21 protein-coding genes, 1 pseudogene and 1 riboswitch are annotated in these 15303 nt (G+C 39.2%); of the genes and pseudogenes, 4 read left to right on the top strand and 18 right to left on the bottom strand.

Annotation, left to right across the window (positions count from 1 at the left end; genetic code table 11):
• Positions 1 to 491: 491 nt before the first annotated feature.
• From M3210_RS13480 to M3210_RS13410, 15 genes are all read right to left on the bottom strand, one after another.
• Complete coding sequence (locus M3210_RS13480) at positions 492 to 950, bottom strand: hypothetical protein (protein WP_251515411.1); 459 nt, start codon at positions 948 to 950, stop codon at positions 492 to 494.
• A 19-nt stretch (positions 951 to 969) separates the two neighbouring features.
• Positions 970 to 1230: a hypothetical protein gene (locus M3210_RS13475; RefSeq protein ID WP_251515408.1), complete on the bottom strand. Its 261-nt coding sequence runs from the start codon at positions 1228 to 1230 to the stop codon at positions 970 to 972.
• Between the two features lie 281 nt (positions 1231 to 1511).
• A complete protein-coding gene (locus tag M3210_RS13470; RefSeq protein WP_251515406.1) occupies positions 1512 to 1880 on the bottom strand; it encodes a DUF4181 domain-containing protein in 369 nt (122 codons plus the stop codon).
• 137 nt (positions 1881 to 2017) lie between these two features.
• Positions 2018 to 2263 (bottom strand): glutaredoxin family protein, encoded by a 246-nt coding sequence (locus M3210_RS13465; RefSeq protein WP_251515403.1) that lies wholly within the window; start codon positions 2261 to 2263, stop codon positions 2018 to 2020.
• 48 nt (positions 2264 to 2311) lie between these two features.
• Entirely contained in the window at positions 2312 to 2662 is a 351-nt protein-coding gene (locus tag M3210_RS13460; protein WP_251515399.1) for a rhodanese-like domain-containing protein, read from the bottom strand.
• Entirely contained in the window at positions 2662 to 2958 is a 297-nt protein-coding gene (locus tag M3210_RS13455; protein WP_251515396.1) for a rhodanese-like domain-containing protein, read from the bottom strand. The genes M3210_RS13460 and M3210_RS13455 overlap by 1 nt, the downstream gene beginning before the upstream one ends.
• A 98-nt stretch (positions 2959 to 3056) precedes the next feature.
• Entirely contained in the window at positions 3057 to 3317 is a 261-nt protein-coding gene (locus M3210_RS13450; protein ID WP_251515394.1) for a metal-sensitive transcriptional regulator, read from the bottom strand.
• 202 nt (positions 3318 to 3519) lie between these two features.
• Positions 3520 to 4299 carry a sulfite exporter TauE/SafE family protein gene (locus M3210_RS13445; RefSeq protein ID WP_251515391.1) on the bottom strand — a complete coding sequence of 260 codons (780 nt, stop codon included), beginning with the start codon at positions 4297 to 4299 and terminating at the stop codon, positions 3520 to 3522.
• A gap of 60 nt (positions 4300 to 4359) precedes the next feature.
• Entirely contained in the window at positions 4360 to 4590 is a 231-nt protein-coding gene (locus M3210_RS13440; RefSeq protein ID WP_251515388.1) for a sulfurtransferase TusA family protein, read from the bottom strand.
• 79 nt (positions 4591 to 4669) lie between these two features.
• Positions 4670 to 5797 carry an MBL fold metallo-hydrolase gene (locus M3210_RS13435; RefSeq protein WP_251515385.1) on the bottom strand — a complete coding sequence of 376 codons (1128 nt, stop codon included), beginning with the start codon at positions 5795 to 5797 and terminating at the stop codon, positions 4670 to 4672.
• Between the two features lie 87 nt (positions 5798 to 5884).
• Positions 5885 to 6280: a DsrE/DsrF/DrsH-like family protein gene (locus M3210_RS13430; protein WP_251515382.1), complete on the bottom strand. Its 396-nt coding sequence runs from the start codon at positions 6278 to 6280 to the stop codon at positions 5885 to 5887.
• A 12-nt stretch (positions 6281 to 6292) separates the two neighbouring features.
• Entirely contained in the window at positions 6293 to 6844 is a 552-nt protein-coding gene (locus tag M3210_RS13425) for a sulfurtransferase TusA family protein (protein ID WP_251515379.1), read from the bottom strand.
• Positions 6845 to 7119: 275 nt separating this feature from the next.
• Positions 7120 to 7410, bottom strand: a complete 291-nt coding sequence (locus M3210_RS13420; RefSeq protein WP_251515376.1) for a DUF4190 domain-containing protein — start codon at positions 7408 to 7410, stop codon at positions 7120 to 7122.
• Between the two features lie 59 nt (positions 7411 to 7469).
• Entirely contained in the window at positions 7470 to 7994 is a 525-nt protein-coding gene (locus M3210_RS13415; RefSeq protein ID WP_251515373.1) for a cysteine hydrolase family protein, read from the bottom strand.
• A 53-nt stretch (positions 7995 to 8047) separates the two neighbouring features.
• Positions 8048 to 8389 (bottom strand): cupin domain-containing protein, encoded by a 342-nt coding sequence (locus M3210_RS13410; RefSeq protein ID WP_251515370.1) that lies wholly within the window; start codon positions 8387 to 8389, stop codon positions 8048 to 8050.
• A gap of 169 nt (positions 8390 to 8558) precedes the next feature.
• Positions 8559 to 8666: riboswitch (SAM riboswitch) on the top strand.
• A gap of 132 nt (positions 8667 to 8798) precedes the next feature.
• On the opposite strand from M3210_RS13410, the gene M3210_RS13405 reads away from it, so the two are divergent.
• The 3 genes from M3210_RS13405 to M3210_RS13395 all read left to right on the top strand — a co-directional run bounded on the left by M3210_RS13405 (position 8799) and on the right by M3210_RS13395 (position 11743).
• Entirely contained in the window at positions 8799 to 8960 is a 162-nt protein-coding gene (locus M3210_RS13405; RefSeq protein WP_251515367.1) for a YezD family protein, read from the top strand.
• Between the two features lie 200 nt (positions 8961 to 9160).
• A complete protein-coding gene (locus M3210_RS13400; protein ID WP_251515364.1) occupies positions 9161 to 10351 on the top strand; it encodes an acyl-CoA dehydrogenase family protein in 1191 nt (396 codons plus the stop codon).
• A 21-nt stretch (positions 10352 to 10372) separates the two neighbouring features.
• Positions 10373 to 11743 (top strand): LLM class flavin-dependent oxidoreductase, encoded by a 1371-nt coding sequence (locus tag M3210_RS13395; RefSeq protein ID WP_251515361.1) that lies wholly within the window; start codon positions 10373 to 10375, stop codon positions 11741 to 11743.
• A gap of 90 nt (positions 11744 to 11833) precedes the next feature.
• Here M3210_RS13395 and M3210_RS13390 read toward each other — a convergent pair whose 3' ends face one another.
• Complete coding sequence (locus tag M3210_RS13390) at positions 11834 to 12133, bottom strand: hypothetical protein (RefSeq protein WP_251515347.1); 300 nt, start codon at positions 12131 to 12133, stop codon at positions 11834 to 11836.
• 141 nt (positions 12134 to 12274) lie between these two features.
• Between M3210_RS13390 and M3210_RS20740 the strand changes: the two genes are divergently transcribed.
• Positions 12275 to 13830 (top strand): IS3 family transposase gene (locus tag M3210_RS20740; protein WP_379598648.1). Its coding sequence is split into 2 segments (ribosomal slippage): positions 12275 to 12908 and positions 12908 to 13830, totalling 1557 coding nucleotides; the frame shifts between segments, so codons are not numbered across the junction.
• A gap of 194 nt (positions 13831 to 14024) precedes the next feature.
• On the opposite strand, the pseudogene M3210_RS13375 reads toward M3210_RS20740, so the two are convergent.
• Both M3210_RS13375 and M3210_RS13370 read right to left on the bottom strand, forming a co-directional pair.
• Positions 14025 to 14690 (bottom strand): annotated as a pseudogene (locus M3210_RS13375) (CamS family sex pheromone protein); the annotation flags it as partial.
• Between the two features lie 20 nt (positions 14691 to 14710).
• Positions 14711 to 15115 (bottom strand): CamS family sex pheromone protein, encoded by a 405-nt coding sequence (locus M3210_RS13370; RefSeq protein WP_251515316.1) that lies wholly within the window; start codon positions 15113 to 15115, stop codon positions 14711 to 14713.
• Positions 15116 to 15303 lie beyond the last annotated feature (188 nt).

Below are 15303 nucleotides of genomic sequence, written 5' to 3'. Positions count from 1 at the left end.
CACTTGATTAGCCTCCTGGTTTATAAGTTTGTCCTATAAATGCCTGCAAGCTTTTGGACTCTCTTATTCTATCAGGAGGTTATTTTTTTACACAACCCGCATTTTAGTTCATTACAGGAATGCTGCCCCGTTAGTTTAAGAACAATCTTTCACATACTTATATTTATTTCCATATATTTCATATCTACCTTTTAAATTTACTTTCCTACATCTATTTTAGCAAGTGTTTTAACAACGTCACAGAACTCTAACTAAAAAAGCGATATACAATAAAAACCCTAACTATAAAAACTTCTTTAATAACTTCACTAATAACCTTACATCTGTTTAATCATTTTCCTTTTTGAATTACCCCGTTTCAAAAAGTACAAAAATCCACACAGCCTATATTTAAGGCTTTCTTTTATGTAAGAATAATTTATTTCCCCTTCTCTACTGCCCGCCGCTTTATATTAAAATTCCTATTGTCCCACATGTCCAGACTTTTTAATTTAAAAATCAGATACATCATCTGTCACTACTATCGTAATTTCCTCAACATCTGTGTTATGAGTTATGCTTATTAAAACCTCATCATTGCTTTCACCTTCAAGCAAGGTAGCTTTTATTGTATTATTTATTTTTCCCTCAACATCCTCATACGTGTATGATACCTTGGCTTGATTGTACCCCTTACCATAAACGTACTCTGATCCATCATCTGAACTAAGGTGATACAAACCTGCTTCATTATCATCTTTCGCATTTTTCAACCAGTCATTAACTTCATCTGAATACTCTTCGTCGAGAGATAAATACTCATACTCAACGATGGAATCACTATTAGTATCATCATCCGAACCTTGTTGACACCCAACTAAAAATAACAAAAAAAATGTAGTGAACCCTACAGCTAATCGTCTTAGTAACATTCTTATCCCGCTCTCGTTTACATTTCTTTCCTCTATCATGTAATAACTTCTTCACCATTTACAGATCTATGAATGATACGACAATGGCAAGCACCATTATTTCCATTAATAATAAAGCAATGAACCCCCGAACTGAATGAAACCTAACCTGAAGATAATAAAAAAAAGACCATACGATAGCTACTGACAATGGAAAAACAAGAATGCGCAAATACTCAAGACCCCCGAAAGCCAATACACCCCACGCAAAATACAGACTAAATCCTATGGTGATAATTCCAAATAAAATATTGAACACATGAATAACAGTCTTACTCATGGAATCCCCCTCAGTTTGTATGTTCTCTCCCTTAAAAGATTAAATCCCTCGAGCGTTTTACCGCTTTCATTTTAACATTAATTTCCAATGCATTCATCGGAATTTCAAAAAATATTTTTTATTATTTTAATGTAGTAAAATTTTAAACTTATATCGAATATATGCTGCTTGAAAAATAATATGGAACGGACATAAAATGGATAAGAGATGATAAAAAAGCAATAATCCTTCTTGGACTACTGCTTCTGTTAATTTAATATTCGTATTGTAAGATCAAAAAGTTATACTAGAAAATATATTGCAACTCCCACAATACCAGTTGTGATAACCCCAGTAACAAGCGTTATTAAATATTCTTTAGAATCTTTTAGGTAGATTTTTTGCATGACGGAACGGAATGTAAATAGAGAAAGCGCAAAGATGATGATGGCTGTTATATTGCCTACGAAGTTGTATGTATCGTTTACAAAGATGAGGACAAATAAAATAACAATTAGCAAAGTATGTAAGTTGGCATGTAATTTATTAACATGGAAATCTGAATTAGATTCCTTTTTAACTCCTAAGACAGTTCTTGTTATCTTTTCAATACCATATAAACAAGCTACTAGAATTAAAGTAATCATAAAAATACCAATTAAATCCTGCAACGTTTACACCACCTGTGACTATTTTCTACAGACCTATCCCCCATACTAACACAATAATAAGTTAATAATGATGACGTCCAAATAAAAAAGGACGATCTGTTAAGATCGCCCTCTATATCTCTCCCTAATATTTTGTTTCAATTAACCTTTGAATTTACTTCTTCCAGTATTGCAACTGGATTGAATCCGGAAATCCATTTTCCATTAATATGAATTTGAGGAACTGTAAACCTACGTGTTTTTCCTATCAATTTCAAGAGTTCTATTGGATGCAAGTCCACATTAACTTCTTTATATTCGATTCTCATACTGGTTAAAAATTCTTTAACCATGCCACATACTGGACAAGTCATAGTGGTATAGACTGTTATATCATTATTCATTACTGACTACCTCAATTTCCATTGATTAATAGGTTCCGGAAAATCGTTTTAAATCCAGGCACTCATGCCACCCTTTACGTTGTAAATCTTCTCAAATCCTTGCTTTTTCAGCATCTTGGCAGCTTTTGCACTGCGCATACCACTTTGGCAGATGACAACAACTTCTTTCTCTTTATCTAGCGCCTCGATCTTACTGGAAAGATGATTCAAAGGGATGTTTATAAACGGTTTGCGATGATTAGTTTTATATTCACCCGGCGTCCGAACATCAATAAACTGTACATCGCTATTCTTAAATTTATCCTTCGCCTCTTGGGTACTTATATTCGTAATACCTTTAACAGGCAGGAATCGATTAGCGAAAAATACAACCACGATAAGCAGGAAAATCCATTCCATTACTCTGTTTCCCCTTTCCAATCCAACATGCCGCCGGCCATATTGGTTACTACATAACCATGTTGGCTGAGAAACTCACACGCTTTACCGCTTCTGCCACCGGACCGACATACGATGTAGTAATGTTCGTCTTTTTCCAATTCACCTACGCGGTCTGGGATTTCACCGAGCGGAATATGTTTTGCACCAGGAATCTTACCAGCAGCAACCTCCACGTCTTCTCTTACGTCGATAAGATTTATTTTATCGTCTGCTGCTAGTTTATCTTCTAATTCTTTTGCTGTAATTTCTTTCATTATTATGCCTCCAATTATCTCACCATACCCTCATGGGTATTATTTCATTTAAAAAGAAAAGTTCACCAACTCTTCTTTCTGTCCCATGAATGGTGAACTTATCTACTTTTGACCAACAGATTGATAGCTTCCTTCACTACCTCTGATGTATTTTCGCCTTTTTCTATATTTTCCCGGACACATTGCTCCAGGTTCGTACTGACAATCACTCCAATGGTGCGGTCAATCGCACTTCTTGAAGCAGACAGCTGTGTAACGACATCACGACAATCTTCATTTTTCTCAATCATCGCTAAAACACCTTTAATTTGTCCTTCAATCCGTTTTAATCGATTTACAATTGATTTATCGTACTCCATTTATGTCACTCCTTCACATGGCAACGAAGATCATGATCTATCTGATATCCTTTGCTTATATATAAGTTAAGCTCTGGCCTAGAGGAATTCAGTTGTAGAACTTTACATAGAGTTATTTTCTCTACAGGGAGATACCCAGAATAACTCCCACTAAGCCTATCAAGATTCATTTTATACCCCACAAGGTATATCGTCAAGCCAACTACATCAAGATATCAAGCCAGATCTTGACAGCTGTACCTGCTATCATCATTGCTAAAATGACTTGTAATATACCTGTTTTCATCCGTTTACCAACCTTTGCCCCCAGTGGCGCTGCTAGTATGCTTGCGATGATCATAATGAGAGCTGGCCAATAGTCCACTTGTCCGGTAACTAGTTTACCAGCGCTTCCCCCAATCGAGGATATCAACGTCACAGCCAGACTCGTCGCAATAGTCATCCGTGTTGGAATGCGGAGGACAGTCAACATGATAGGTACAAGCAGAAAACCTCCTGCTGCCCCTACTACTCCAGAGGCGATTCCTACCACGAAAGCTAAGACTGCTGCAAGTGGTTTATTAAAAGTCACTTCATCTAGTGGTACATCATCCACTTGTTTCTTCGGTATAAACATCATCACCGCGGCAATAACAGCAAGGATACCATACACGATATTCACTGCCTGTTCAGTCAAGTAGCTGGATCCAAAACTACCAATCAAACTACCTATCAGGATGGCTCCACCCATATAAAGGATGAGTTGTTTATTCAAGTAACCGCCTTTTCTGTATGCCCACACTCCTGCAATCGAAGCGAACAACACTTGTACGGCACTGATTCCAGAAACTTCATGGGCTGTGAATGCCGCGAGACCGAACAACGGCGGTATATACAACAGCATCGGATATTTAATAATCGAGCCGCCGACACCGAGCATCCCTGATATAAATGAGCCAATAAATCCAATTGCAAATACGACAATAATAAAAGTTATCTCCATTAACAGTCCTTCTTTCTACTATAGAAAAGCGAGTAGGAACTGCTGCTCTCTATCTGGTTTTTACGTTGCTTTCTGTATATAAAAGTAAAGAACATCGGCTTCTGTTTTTTGCTGGATGATGGTATGACCACCTGCTGTTGCCCATGCAGGGATATCGTTTATTGCACCTTTATCTGTTACAAGTACTTCAAGCACTTCCCCAGAAGAAATGCTATCCATCGCCTTTTTCGTTTTCACGATCGGCATCGGACATGCCAAGCCTTTAGCATCCAATGTTTTCGTAATGTTCATATCGCATTGCTCCTTTATCATTTAAAATGTTTGGTGTAAAAAACCAAATTGGTCTTTTACACCAAACGATTATGACTTTCTAGCGAACCGCACAACGATTCGGTCCGATTTCCATTTCGGTTTGTTCGTCTTCATCAGGAGCGATTTTACCCATGTTTATTTGACGAATCTGTTCATGTGCATTTGGTTGTGGTGGCAGGTTATCTGTCACAGTACGGCGGAATTCGGCTTCGTCTTCGATATTTAAACCATGATTCTCTTTAAATAAATCGCCTAATCTTCTCGCTACGGTACCATCTTCATTCAACTCATCGATGATCATAAAGTGTGCAGGTAATACGACCAGGTCTTCCGCCAACTCACGGTAACGCTTATACAAGGTTTCACGCAGATCGCCGACCCAATCTTCTGCCTTACCAGCTAAATCTGGCCGACCGATGGAGTCCATAAATAAAATGTCACCTGTCAGTAAAAATCGATTATCAATGACAAATGATGTGGAACCGATAGTATGCCCCGGTGAATACAAGGCTTCTACATTGATTTGTGAAGCCCCTACCTTCACGTTTAAACGCTCTGTTAAGGGTGTGTACGGAAATACTACTTCTGTCGCATCCTTAGGCGGCAAATAATACGTTGCACCTGTTTCAGCGGCAATATGACGCCCTCCTGAAATATGATCGGCATGCAGGTGGGTGTCAAACACATGCTTAATATCCACACCTTTTTCTTTTGCAAAATCTAGGAATACATCGGTGAAACGCACCGCATCTATAATGGCAGCCTCTCCATCAGAAATAATCATGTAGGATAAACAGCCTTTCCCAAGGCGAACAAATTGATAAAGTTCTCCGCCATTTTTTAAATCCGCAACTTTAATAGGTTCCAAATAGCTGCTCCAAGCTCGCATTCCACCTTCCAGATAGCCTACTTCACGCCCAGCTTCCGACAGCATTTCTGCCACCATAATGGAAGATCCTTCTTTGGCACATACGACCAACACTTCTTTGTCTGCTGGAATTTTCGTGAGAACCTCATCGACGCCATCCAGCAATTCAAAATAAGGAATGTTTACATACTCAAAGTTTTGTCCTTCTATTTTCCAATCTTCAAATGCATCGGTGTTACGCACATCTAAGATAAAAAGTTCTTCCTGGTCAATTACCTTTCGAGCAACTTTTGCTGCTGTCCATTTGTTTACTGTCATACTTCCCTTTACCCCCCTAGGTATATTTTCCACCAAAATATTTACAGTAGATCATTGCTCTACTGCATGAGTTTTTTCGGTAATCCATTAGAACGTCAGTGTCGGTGCTGCATCTTTCGAAAACTCCAAGAAAGTGACCGCTCCACCAACTTCAATGCCATCCACGAAATCTTCTTTCGTAAGTCCCATGACATCCATCGTCATTTGACAAGCGATGAATGTTACACCCAGTTCTTGCGCCATTTCCACTAATTCTGGGATGGAAGGGATGTTGGCTTTTTCAAATCCTTCCGCAAAATGTTCTTTTCCTTCCGGCATTTCCAAGTTATGCATCGCTTGTTTGTGGATCAAATTCAAACCTTCAAACGTGAAGAAAATCTGCACCTCTTTATCCGAAGCCGCTGCGGCTGTTGCAATATTAAATACTTTGTATGCATCAAACAGTCCACCGTTTGCTGCGATAATAGCTACTTTATTAGACATATTGTATTCCTCCTATATTTCCTTTTCTATTTTTCCGTCCCACTCCGTCATACCTGGCAGAACGTTATATACTTTTTTGAAGCCATTCTTCGCTAAAAGTTGTGCAGCCAAATCAGAGCGTTTCCCTGTCCGGCAAATCACATATACTTCTTTTTCTTTATCTAATTCCGTCATACGAGAATCTAATTCTCCGAGTGGAATGGATATGGCACCTTCGATATGACCAAAGGAATATTCCGCTGCCTCACGAACATCTAAGATTAACCCTTCCTGAGATTGTATTTCATCTAGTGGAATCGTATGTTCAAATGTTTTTTCCACTTCCGGTTCATTCGTACCTTTGCGGATATAATGATAAAGAACATCAGCTTCTTCCACTGTTCCTAAATACTGATGTCCTACTGAACTTGACCAAGCAGCTAAATCTGCTATCGACCCTTTGTCAGTGGCCTGAACTTCCAATACGTGTCCTTCTTCCAGATCGTTCATTGCTTTTTTTGTTTTCACAATCGGCATGGGACAGGCAAGTCCTTTCGCATCAAGATATTGATTAGCTTGAATCATTCGTTTACCCCCCAAGGTATTATTTTGATAAAGCATCTCCACATACCCCGCAGGGTATGTGAGTTAATAAAAAAATATAGTCGTTCGTAACGACGTTTTAAGTTTCCTTGATTTCTCCGCGGGAAATCTATTACAAGATTTATAATATACCCCCGCGGGTATATTGTCAACCTCTATACATTTCTTCCATTTATGATGACTATACAACTGCTTCTAATTTCAACAAAAAAGGGCGCATTTCCTTCCTTGAAATGCTACCCATCTATTCAGCGGATTTAATTAACAAGAGCATTGCCGACCATAATGGAGAACATGACGGTCAATAATATACCAATCAAACTACAAATAATACCTGCAATAGCTTTTCCTTTTCCAATTTGATTGGATTGGTTAACATCTTTTAACCCTAATAATCCAAAAATCAATCCAATAATACCAACTATTACTCCCAATCCAAAAAGAGAAGTAATCATAGAAAAAATACCTAGAATCAGTGCTGCCATACATTTTTTATTATTCTTGATCTCACTATCATATGAAACATCTAAATTGCTCAATTTACCCACCCTTTGTTCTTTCTTTTGTCTTTTACAATAATATCACTTCTAACCGTATTCTTTAACTCTTACAGACTATCAAAAGTAATCTCTTTACTCGGAAGAACATCAGCAAACCACCGCAGCACACCGTTATGATGATCAATAATTTGCTGGGCAGTAATGTCTTCAGAATCCCATGTACTGTGCGTATCAGAAGCTAGCGTGACCTTATATCCCAAACTGAATGCTCTTCTACAAGTCGTATCAATGCACACTTCTGTTTGAATTCCCGAGATTACTAGATGTTCAATCCCCCGTTTTTTAAGTTCTTGATCTAATGAGGTGTCCAGAAAAGAATCAGGATTATGTTTTTGGATGATGATATCCTGATTTTCTGGCATGATATCAGAATGAATCTCCCAAGCCTTCGTGCCATGTTGTAATTCACCATTTGGTTCATTATGCTGGATATAAAAAATTGGTGCATCCGTAGAACGTGCTTGCTTAATCAAATACTTAACATGTTGCAGTAAACTTTCCCCTTTGTAGACAACATCACCTTCTAGAAACATTCCATTCTGAACATCGATAATCAGTAATGCTTTTTTCATATTCTCCTCCTAAAATACTGGCTTGTTTTCTCTTCTTACAAGGGACGCAACCATTAAGAAGGTGCCTGTAATTCTTCTGACTGCAGTACCAAAGCTGTTAAGCCCTTCTCACTCCCGCTTCTATGACCTTCACCTTTGTTCCAAAATACACCGTCTCCACTTTTTAGATATACTCTTTGTTCATCTTCCCCTTCCACCCATCCTTCGCCATTTACTACGATGAATAACTGCGGGACGGGTGCTTGGTGATACCCAACGACACCACCTTTTTCGATATGTATAAATCCTATATTGGTCGGTTCTTCCGTCCGTAACACCTTTGAATAACTAGCTAATATCGAATGATACTTACTAATTTTATTCCCTGCTTCTGATCGAAATGTATATAATTGCAATCTTTTTCTCTCCTTCTCCTGAATGCCCTAAATAAATAATTCGACAAACATGCCGATTCCCCTTTTAGAAAAAGTCCGTTTTAGAAATAATTTCCATCTTCCTCTTGACAGAAGGGAAAAACTAGATTATTCTTTACCTATAAATTTTAAAAATTAAATTAGTTTGATTTTCTTATCCAGAGAGGTGGAGGGACTGGCCCTTTGAAGCCTCGGCAACAGACTTGCTTCATGCAAGAACTGTGCTAATTCCAGCAGGCGTGTGCCTGAAAGATAAGAAGAGCCGTTCGACTATTTTTGTTGAATTCACCCTCTTCTTATATCGAGAAGAGGGTTTTTATTTTATTGAAAACAATCAGGATTGGAGGGTTAATTTTTTTTATAAATCATATTTCGATGGGGAGGTTGGGGCTTGAATAAATATGACCGCACCAAAATTGAACATATTTTAGCGAAGTTGGAAGAGCTCGAATACGGAAGTTTAACGATCACCGTACATGATGGGAAAATTACTCAAATTGACACGACAGAGAAAAAACGGTTTCCATTGCAGGAAAAAGCAATCCGTAAATAAGGCGATTGCATCAACCATGATAGACAATAGCGTTTCCCAGTATGATCGACTTTCCATACAACTTCATTGCCGATTCGACAACGAAAGGTACTTGTGATGAGGATACATTTCTATCCTAATTGCAATGTGCCTTTTTTATATGGCTGAAGTTACGGAATGGGGCGTTTCAAAATTACAGTAATGACGAGGAGAGGATTAGATTGAGTACAACATTAACAACGAAAACCGGGCAATTGGATATTTATTCGGAAGCTTTTGATGAGGTCATTGAGGCGATTCGGGCGGATTATGATTGGAGAAATAAGAAAGGTGGCAGGCAACATCCATGGACAGGGGTGCAGATACTAAAAGATTTCCGGTTCGGCGCCATTACACTGCCGAAGGAGTTGGGTGGTGCCGGAGCTTCTATCGAAGAACTATTTACGGCAGTCATTCGGGTTGCGGAGGCAGATCCGGAGCTTGCACATATTTTCCGGGCACATTTCATGACCGTGGAATTTCTATTGAGAAATAAAACTCCTCATCGAGAGCATTTCTTAAAGGAAATTCGCCAAGGAGCGATCATCGGCAATGCATATACCGAGAATTCGAAACACCAAGCTGGCGGCGGGAAATACGACACCCATTTGGTGAAAGAGGGAGACGGATATATTTTACAAGGGGAAAAAGCGTTTACGACCGGAACATATTATGCGGATTTCACAGAAGTTACTGCGATGCTTGGTGATGCCCCTGTGAATGTGATTGTCCCGGTTAAACGAGACGGAGTGACGGTGCGCGATGACTGGGATGGATTCGGCCAAAAAATGACGGGCAGCGGGACGACAAGCTTTGATCGTGTGCGTGTTTCGGCAGAGGAAATATTTGATTCGAATGACAAAAATAATACCTATGCCCCGATTCCACATTTATATCTTCAAGGGATCATTGCCGGGATTTTGAATCGGATTGTTACGGATGCGGTCGAGCTGATTGGCAAGCGGAAGCGGTCCTTTTCACACGGAAACACGACAGACTTAAAACAAGATCCGCAGTTGCAGCAGGTTGTCGGGGAATTATCGAGCTATGCTTTTGCAGCAGAATCCATCGTGCTCACCGCTGCAAGAAGCATCGATACTTCTCGTGCGGACTACAACAATGCTGAAGCAGATCATACGGCCGCACTGAACGGGTCGCAAGTAAAGGTTGCCATAGAAAAACTTGCGCTCGAGGCAGCATCATTACTCTTTGAAGTCGGCAGCGCATCGGCAACAAAACAATCTGCCAACCTGGATAGACATTGGCGCAACATTCGTACCCTTGCTTCCCATAATCCGACACTGTACAAATCAAGGCTGATTGGAAACTATCATATCAACGGAGAATCATTGCCGACAACGGCTTACTTTTAAAAGAAAAAGGAGAGAAATAACATGAGTAAAACATTATCACTTACTGCATTTGTCATGAATACAGCTTCACATATTGTCCATGGTACGTGGCGCGATCCAAGAGGAAAACAGCGGGATTTCAATGATTTAAGCCTCTGGACCTCACTTGCGAAAGAATTGGAAGACGGCGGATTTGACACGATTTTTCTGGCGGATGTCGTTGGTCTGTACGGTGATTATGAAGGCGGCTGGGAAGCTCACGTTCGAAATGGCCTGCAGGTTCCGAGCAATGATCCGTTTACGCTGGCATCAGCCATTGCAGCAACGACAGAACGGCTTGGAGTAGCAGTGACAGCTGGTGTTTTTCAGCAACCTCCCTACAATTTTGCCAGACAAATATCAACGCTCGACCATCTTTCCCGCGGCCGTGTCGCTTGGAATATTGTGACCGGGTATTTGGAGAACGGCTTTAGAAATTACGGCTACGAAGGGATGCTTCCACATGACGAACGATATGATACGGCGGAAGAATATCTCGATGTATTGTACAAATTATGGGAAGGCTCCTGGGATGATGAGGCGTTGAAAAAAGATCGGAAAACTGGGATTTACGCAGATCCGGCGCATGTTCATAAAATTCATCATGAAAGCAAGCATTACAAAGTCGAAGGTCCGCACCTTGTTTCCCCTTCCCCACAACGGACACCGCTCCTATTCCAGGCGGGTGCTTCAACAAGAGGAAAAGCATTTGCGGCAAAACATGCGGAAGCGATTTTCATTAACACACCGAGTCCGAAAGTTGCGAAAAGCCTTATCGCTGAAGTAAGAGAAATAGCGGTGGAAAACGGAAGAAATGGTGAAGATATTCAATTTTTCCAGGGACAATCTTTTGTGATTGGTGAGACCGAAGAAGAAGCGCAGAAAAAGGCAAAGGAGCTGGATGAGATTACCGATCACAAGATGATGATTGCCCACATCGGCGGAGGCATGGGAATCGACTTCGGCAAATGGGATTTGGATACACCGATTGAGGATATTGAAACTGAGGGTGTGCGCGGCATCTTCAACTGGATAAAACAATCGGTCGAAGGACGAAAACCAACCTTACGTGATGTAGCCGACCACCACGGCAAATCAACAAGAATTGTCGGTACTCCAGAACAAATTGCCGACCGGCTGGAAGAGTGGCTGGATGCCGGGGTATCGGGTATTAATGTAATAAACGCCTTTATCCCAAGTTCTTATACGGAATTCATCGAAAAAGTCGTACCAGTATTAGAAGAGCGCGGGTTGCTGAAAGAGAGGGAAGCAAAACCAGAAACACTACGCGGAAGATTGTTCGGCCAGGATCGTCTGAGCGAGCGTCATCCTGCAGCGAAGTATCGCGGAGCTTTTGGAGGAGTGAGAAGTTAAGTTTGGATCGCGGCTCAGTAATTCTATACGACGCATGGAATCACACCTTGATTCCATGCGCTTTTCATTCTTTTTAAAAGCTCGATACCGTTAGCTCATGAAAAACCCCAATAGAAATGGCATGGCAAACAACAAGATAGAACTTAACACCAGTGTCCTAGTGACAATTTTTGAAAGCTTCATCCTACCTTCTCCTTTATACCACCCGGAGAATTGCAGCTTATTTCGATACAAAACAAATAGAAGTATTAAAATGGCAATTGCACCAAACCAAGAATAAACCTCTGTAACTTCATTAATTCTATAAATATTGCCTACAATGAACCAGCCTAATGCACCCAATAAACTCAATAGTAATATTACCCGAATTAATTCTAAGATTGTCCTCATTTGATTTCCCCCAGATGTTTATTCATAAAAATATTTTACCATTAACTTCAACAAAAAGAGCGATAATCCTTCTTGATATGCTCCCCTTAAAGTAGACAGATTAAAAAATAAATATCTGTTTACTATTGGGGGAGTTTTTTTATGTCTAATATTTACTATTCAATTGATTTTAAATATGAAGTAGTCATGGCTTATAAAGGTGGAGGATATTCACTTTCAAAAATCTGTTCAAAGTATCAAATTCAGAAGAATACCGTGTATAGGTGGAATGAGAAATTTGAATTATTTGGGATGGAGGGATTAGCTGATACAAAAATCCGGAAACAGTATTCAAAAGAATTAAAAGAAGCTGCAGTAAGAGATTACTTATCAGGGGAATATTCTCAAAATGAAGTTCTACGAAAGTATGAGATAGCTAGTATGGGGGTACTCGGAAGATGGATTAAAAAGTATAATAGTCATAGTGAATTAAAAGACACGGGAAAAGGGAGATCGAGCACTATGACTAAAGGGAGAAAAACAACTTGGGAAGAAAGAATTGAAATTGTACAAGATGCTTTAACTAACGGAAAGAATTATCAAGAAACAGCCGGAAAGCACCAAGTATCCTATCAACAAGTATACCAATGGGTACGTAAATATGAAGCTGGCGGATGGGATGCGTTAAAAGATGGACGAGGACGTTCTAAAAGTAAAGAAGAATTAACATCTGAAGAGAAAATGAAGTTAGAGATTCTTCGAATCGAAAAAGAGAATGAGCGTTTACGTGCAGAAAATGCTTTTCTAAAAAAGTTAGACGAGATCGAAAGGAGGCGAAAATAAACCAAGTAAGATATGAAGATAGGTATGTCGCAATTAAAGAACTGTATGAGAACGAGAATCTAAGTATTGTTTTACTATGCGATATCGCAGATATTTCACGTGCTGCTTATTATAAATGGTTAAAACGTAAACCTTCTACGAGAGAGCTTGAGAACGAAGAAATCTTAAAAGAAATGAAGACCCTCCATAAAAAAGTAGAGGGCATCTATGGCTATCGTCGAATGACCTTAAATATCAATAGAATGTTTAATCATCAATATAATCATAAACGTATTTTTAGACTAATGAATATTGCAGGGATTCAATCCGTGATACGGAGAAAGAAACCACAATATCAGCGCTCTATTCCTCAACACATTGCAGAGAATGTATTGAATCGTGAGTTTACTTCTGAAAAGCCGAATGAAAAATGGGTAACGGACGTTACCGAGTTCAAATATGGCTCAAGAAAGGCTTATTTAAATGCCATTTTGGATTTACATGATGGTTCAATTATTAGCTATGTTTTAGGACATTCCAATAATAACAAACTTGTATTTCAAACACTTGATGAAGCAATTGGCCAACTAGATGGTGAACATCCACTCATTCATAGCGATCGTGGATTCCAGTACACTTCTCACGGGTTTAAACGAAGATTGAATCAAGCTGGAATGACACAGAGTATGTCTCGTGTAGGAAAATGTATTGATAATGGACCAATGGAGTCTTTCTGGGGAACTCTTAAGTGTGAAAAATATTATTTACATAAGTATGAGTCATTTGAAAACCTCACAAAAGCAATTGATGAATACATTTACTTTTATAATCATGAAAGATATCAAGAAAAACTAAACGGCCTTAGCCCTGTTGAATACAGAACTAAAGCCGCTTAGACTAAATTTTATTATTTCCACTGTCTACTTGACAGGGGGCAGTTCATCTCAGATTAACGCACCCACTAGTTCAGTAGTTTAATTTTTTAAAGCGCCTTTACGATTTTTATTTACTGTCTGTCCATTATTTCCGGTTATTTCAATACTTCTCTCTACCGAAATAAATATGCTTATAAGATTGAACATATTCCTGCCTAATGATAGATATATACTTGAAGAGATTCATCACCGGCTTTCCGGTATATATGGCCTATGGTTTCATTGCTAGAGGTTACTTTTATTTCTATGTCGTAATAATTATCAAATATATCGTATACTAGGTCGGATACGTGCTGCATAAACCCTGTAAGCTCGGAATTACCAAAGAGCTCAATTGGAATTTCTATTGATAGAGTCTGGAGTTGTTTATTAGTAGAAAATCCGCTCCCAGTCAATCCAGTATAATTTGGAAAATATTGTGCAATTTTATCGCCAAAGCGCTTTACGTTCTCATGTTCTTCCAAATGTTTATGTTCGCTTTCCTCGGAAGGAAAGAGAATATATTCCTCATCAATGGTTTCCCAGTTCGTAATTGTATTTTTATCTGTAACGATTGTTCTTGCTACATAATTTCCAGGTATAGGCGAAGACGGCTCGGACTCGCGATATAAAGCGATCATAATAGGGATGTCAGAAAGTCCTTCCAATTCTCTTATATCATCCACTACTCTTTGTGCTACCTCATATCCCTTCCTCATCATACGATTCATATCAATCTCTTCGGTAAAAGATTCACCATGTAGTGGTGCTTGGAAGCTATATACGGACTTTAACGCAATCCCGATGGAGATTCCTGCCAACTCAACCTCTTTTTCACCAACTCTTTTTAAGTAATTTTGTTCTAGAACATGTGAGAAAACCCGTGGATTTTCCCTATGTTTTTTTCACTCCAATTATCCTTTCTTGCCGGATTAAGTTCGGCAATCCAATTTATAATCGTGTCGTCCGATAAATACTGCCCCTCTTGGAAATAGAATTCACTCGGGTCGAATACATCCATAGAATGACGCCTTAGTCCCACTTCCAATTCATCTATATCTACGCGATTGGATATCTGCGTTGTAATTCTCCCCCTTGCAGCCCCTGTTTTATAGGGAGTAATCATCCGGTACGTTTCTTCTGAGGATTGGCTTCCTAAAACAGGCAGATTTTCCTTCTCATTATCATCTTTTGGTTCTTCCCCAATTTGTGCGCAACTGGATAGGACTACTAAAGCACCTAAAAACCAGATAAGTATCTTTTTCATTTGTAACACCCCTAAGTTTGTCTTTAAAAACTTTATCCCCACAATTCCCCTAGCATCCCAATAATGAGTACTCTAAGGTTTTTTACATACGATTTTAGAGTTTACATTTTTTCCGTTTTTTTCCACACTTCTAATTTACCAGACGGCTATCTAATAATCTATAAGTATATTATTTACTAATTAAAAAA

This window comes from Oceanobacillus luteolus, from assembly GCF_023715655.1.
GTDB classification, from domain to species: Bacteria; Bacillota; Bacilli; order Bacillales; family Amphibacillaceae; genus Oceanobacillus; species Oceanobacillus luteolus.
Note: the sequence above shows the minus strand (reverse complement) of the source record. Positions and strands in the feature narration are given on the sequence as shown.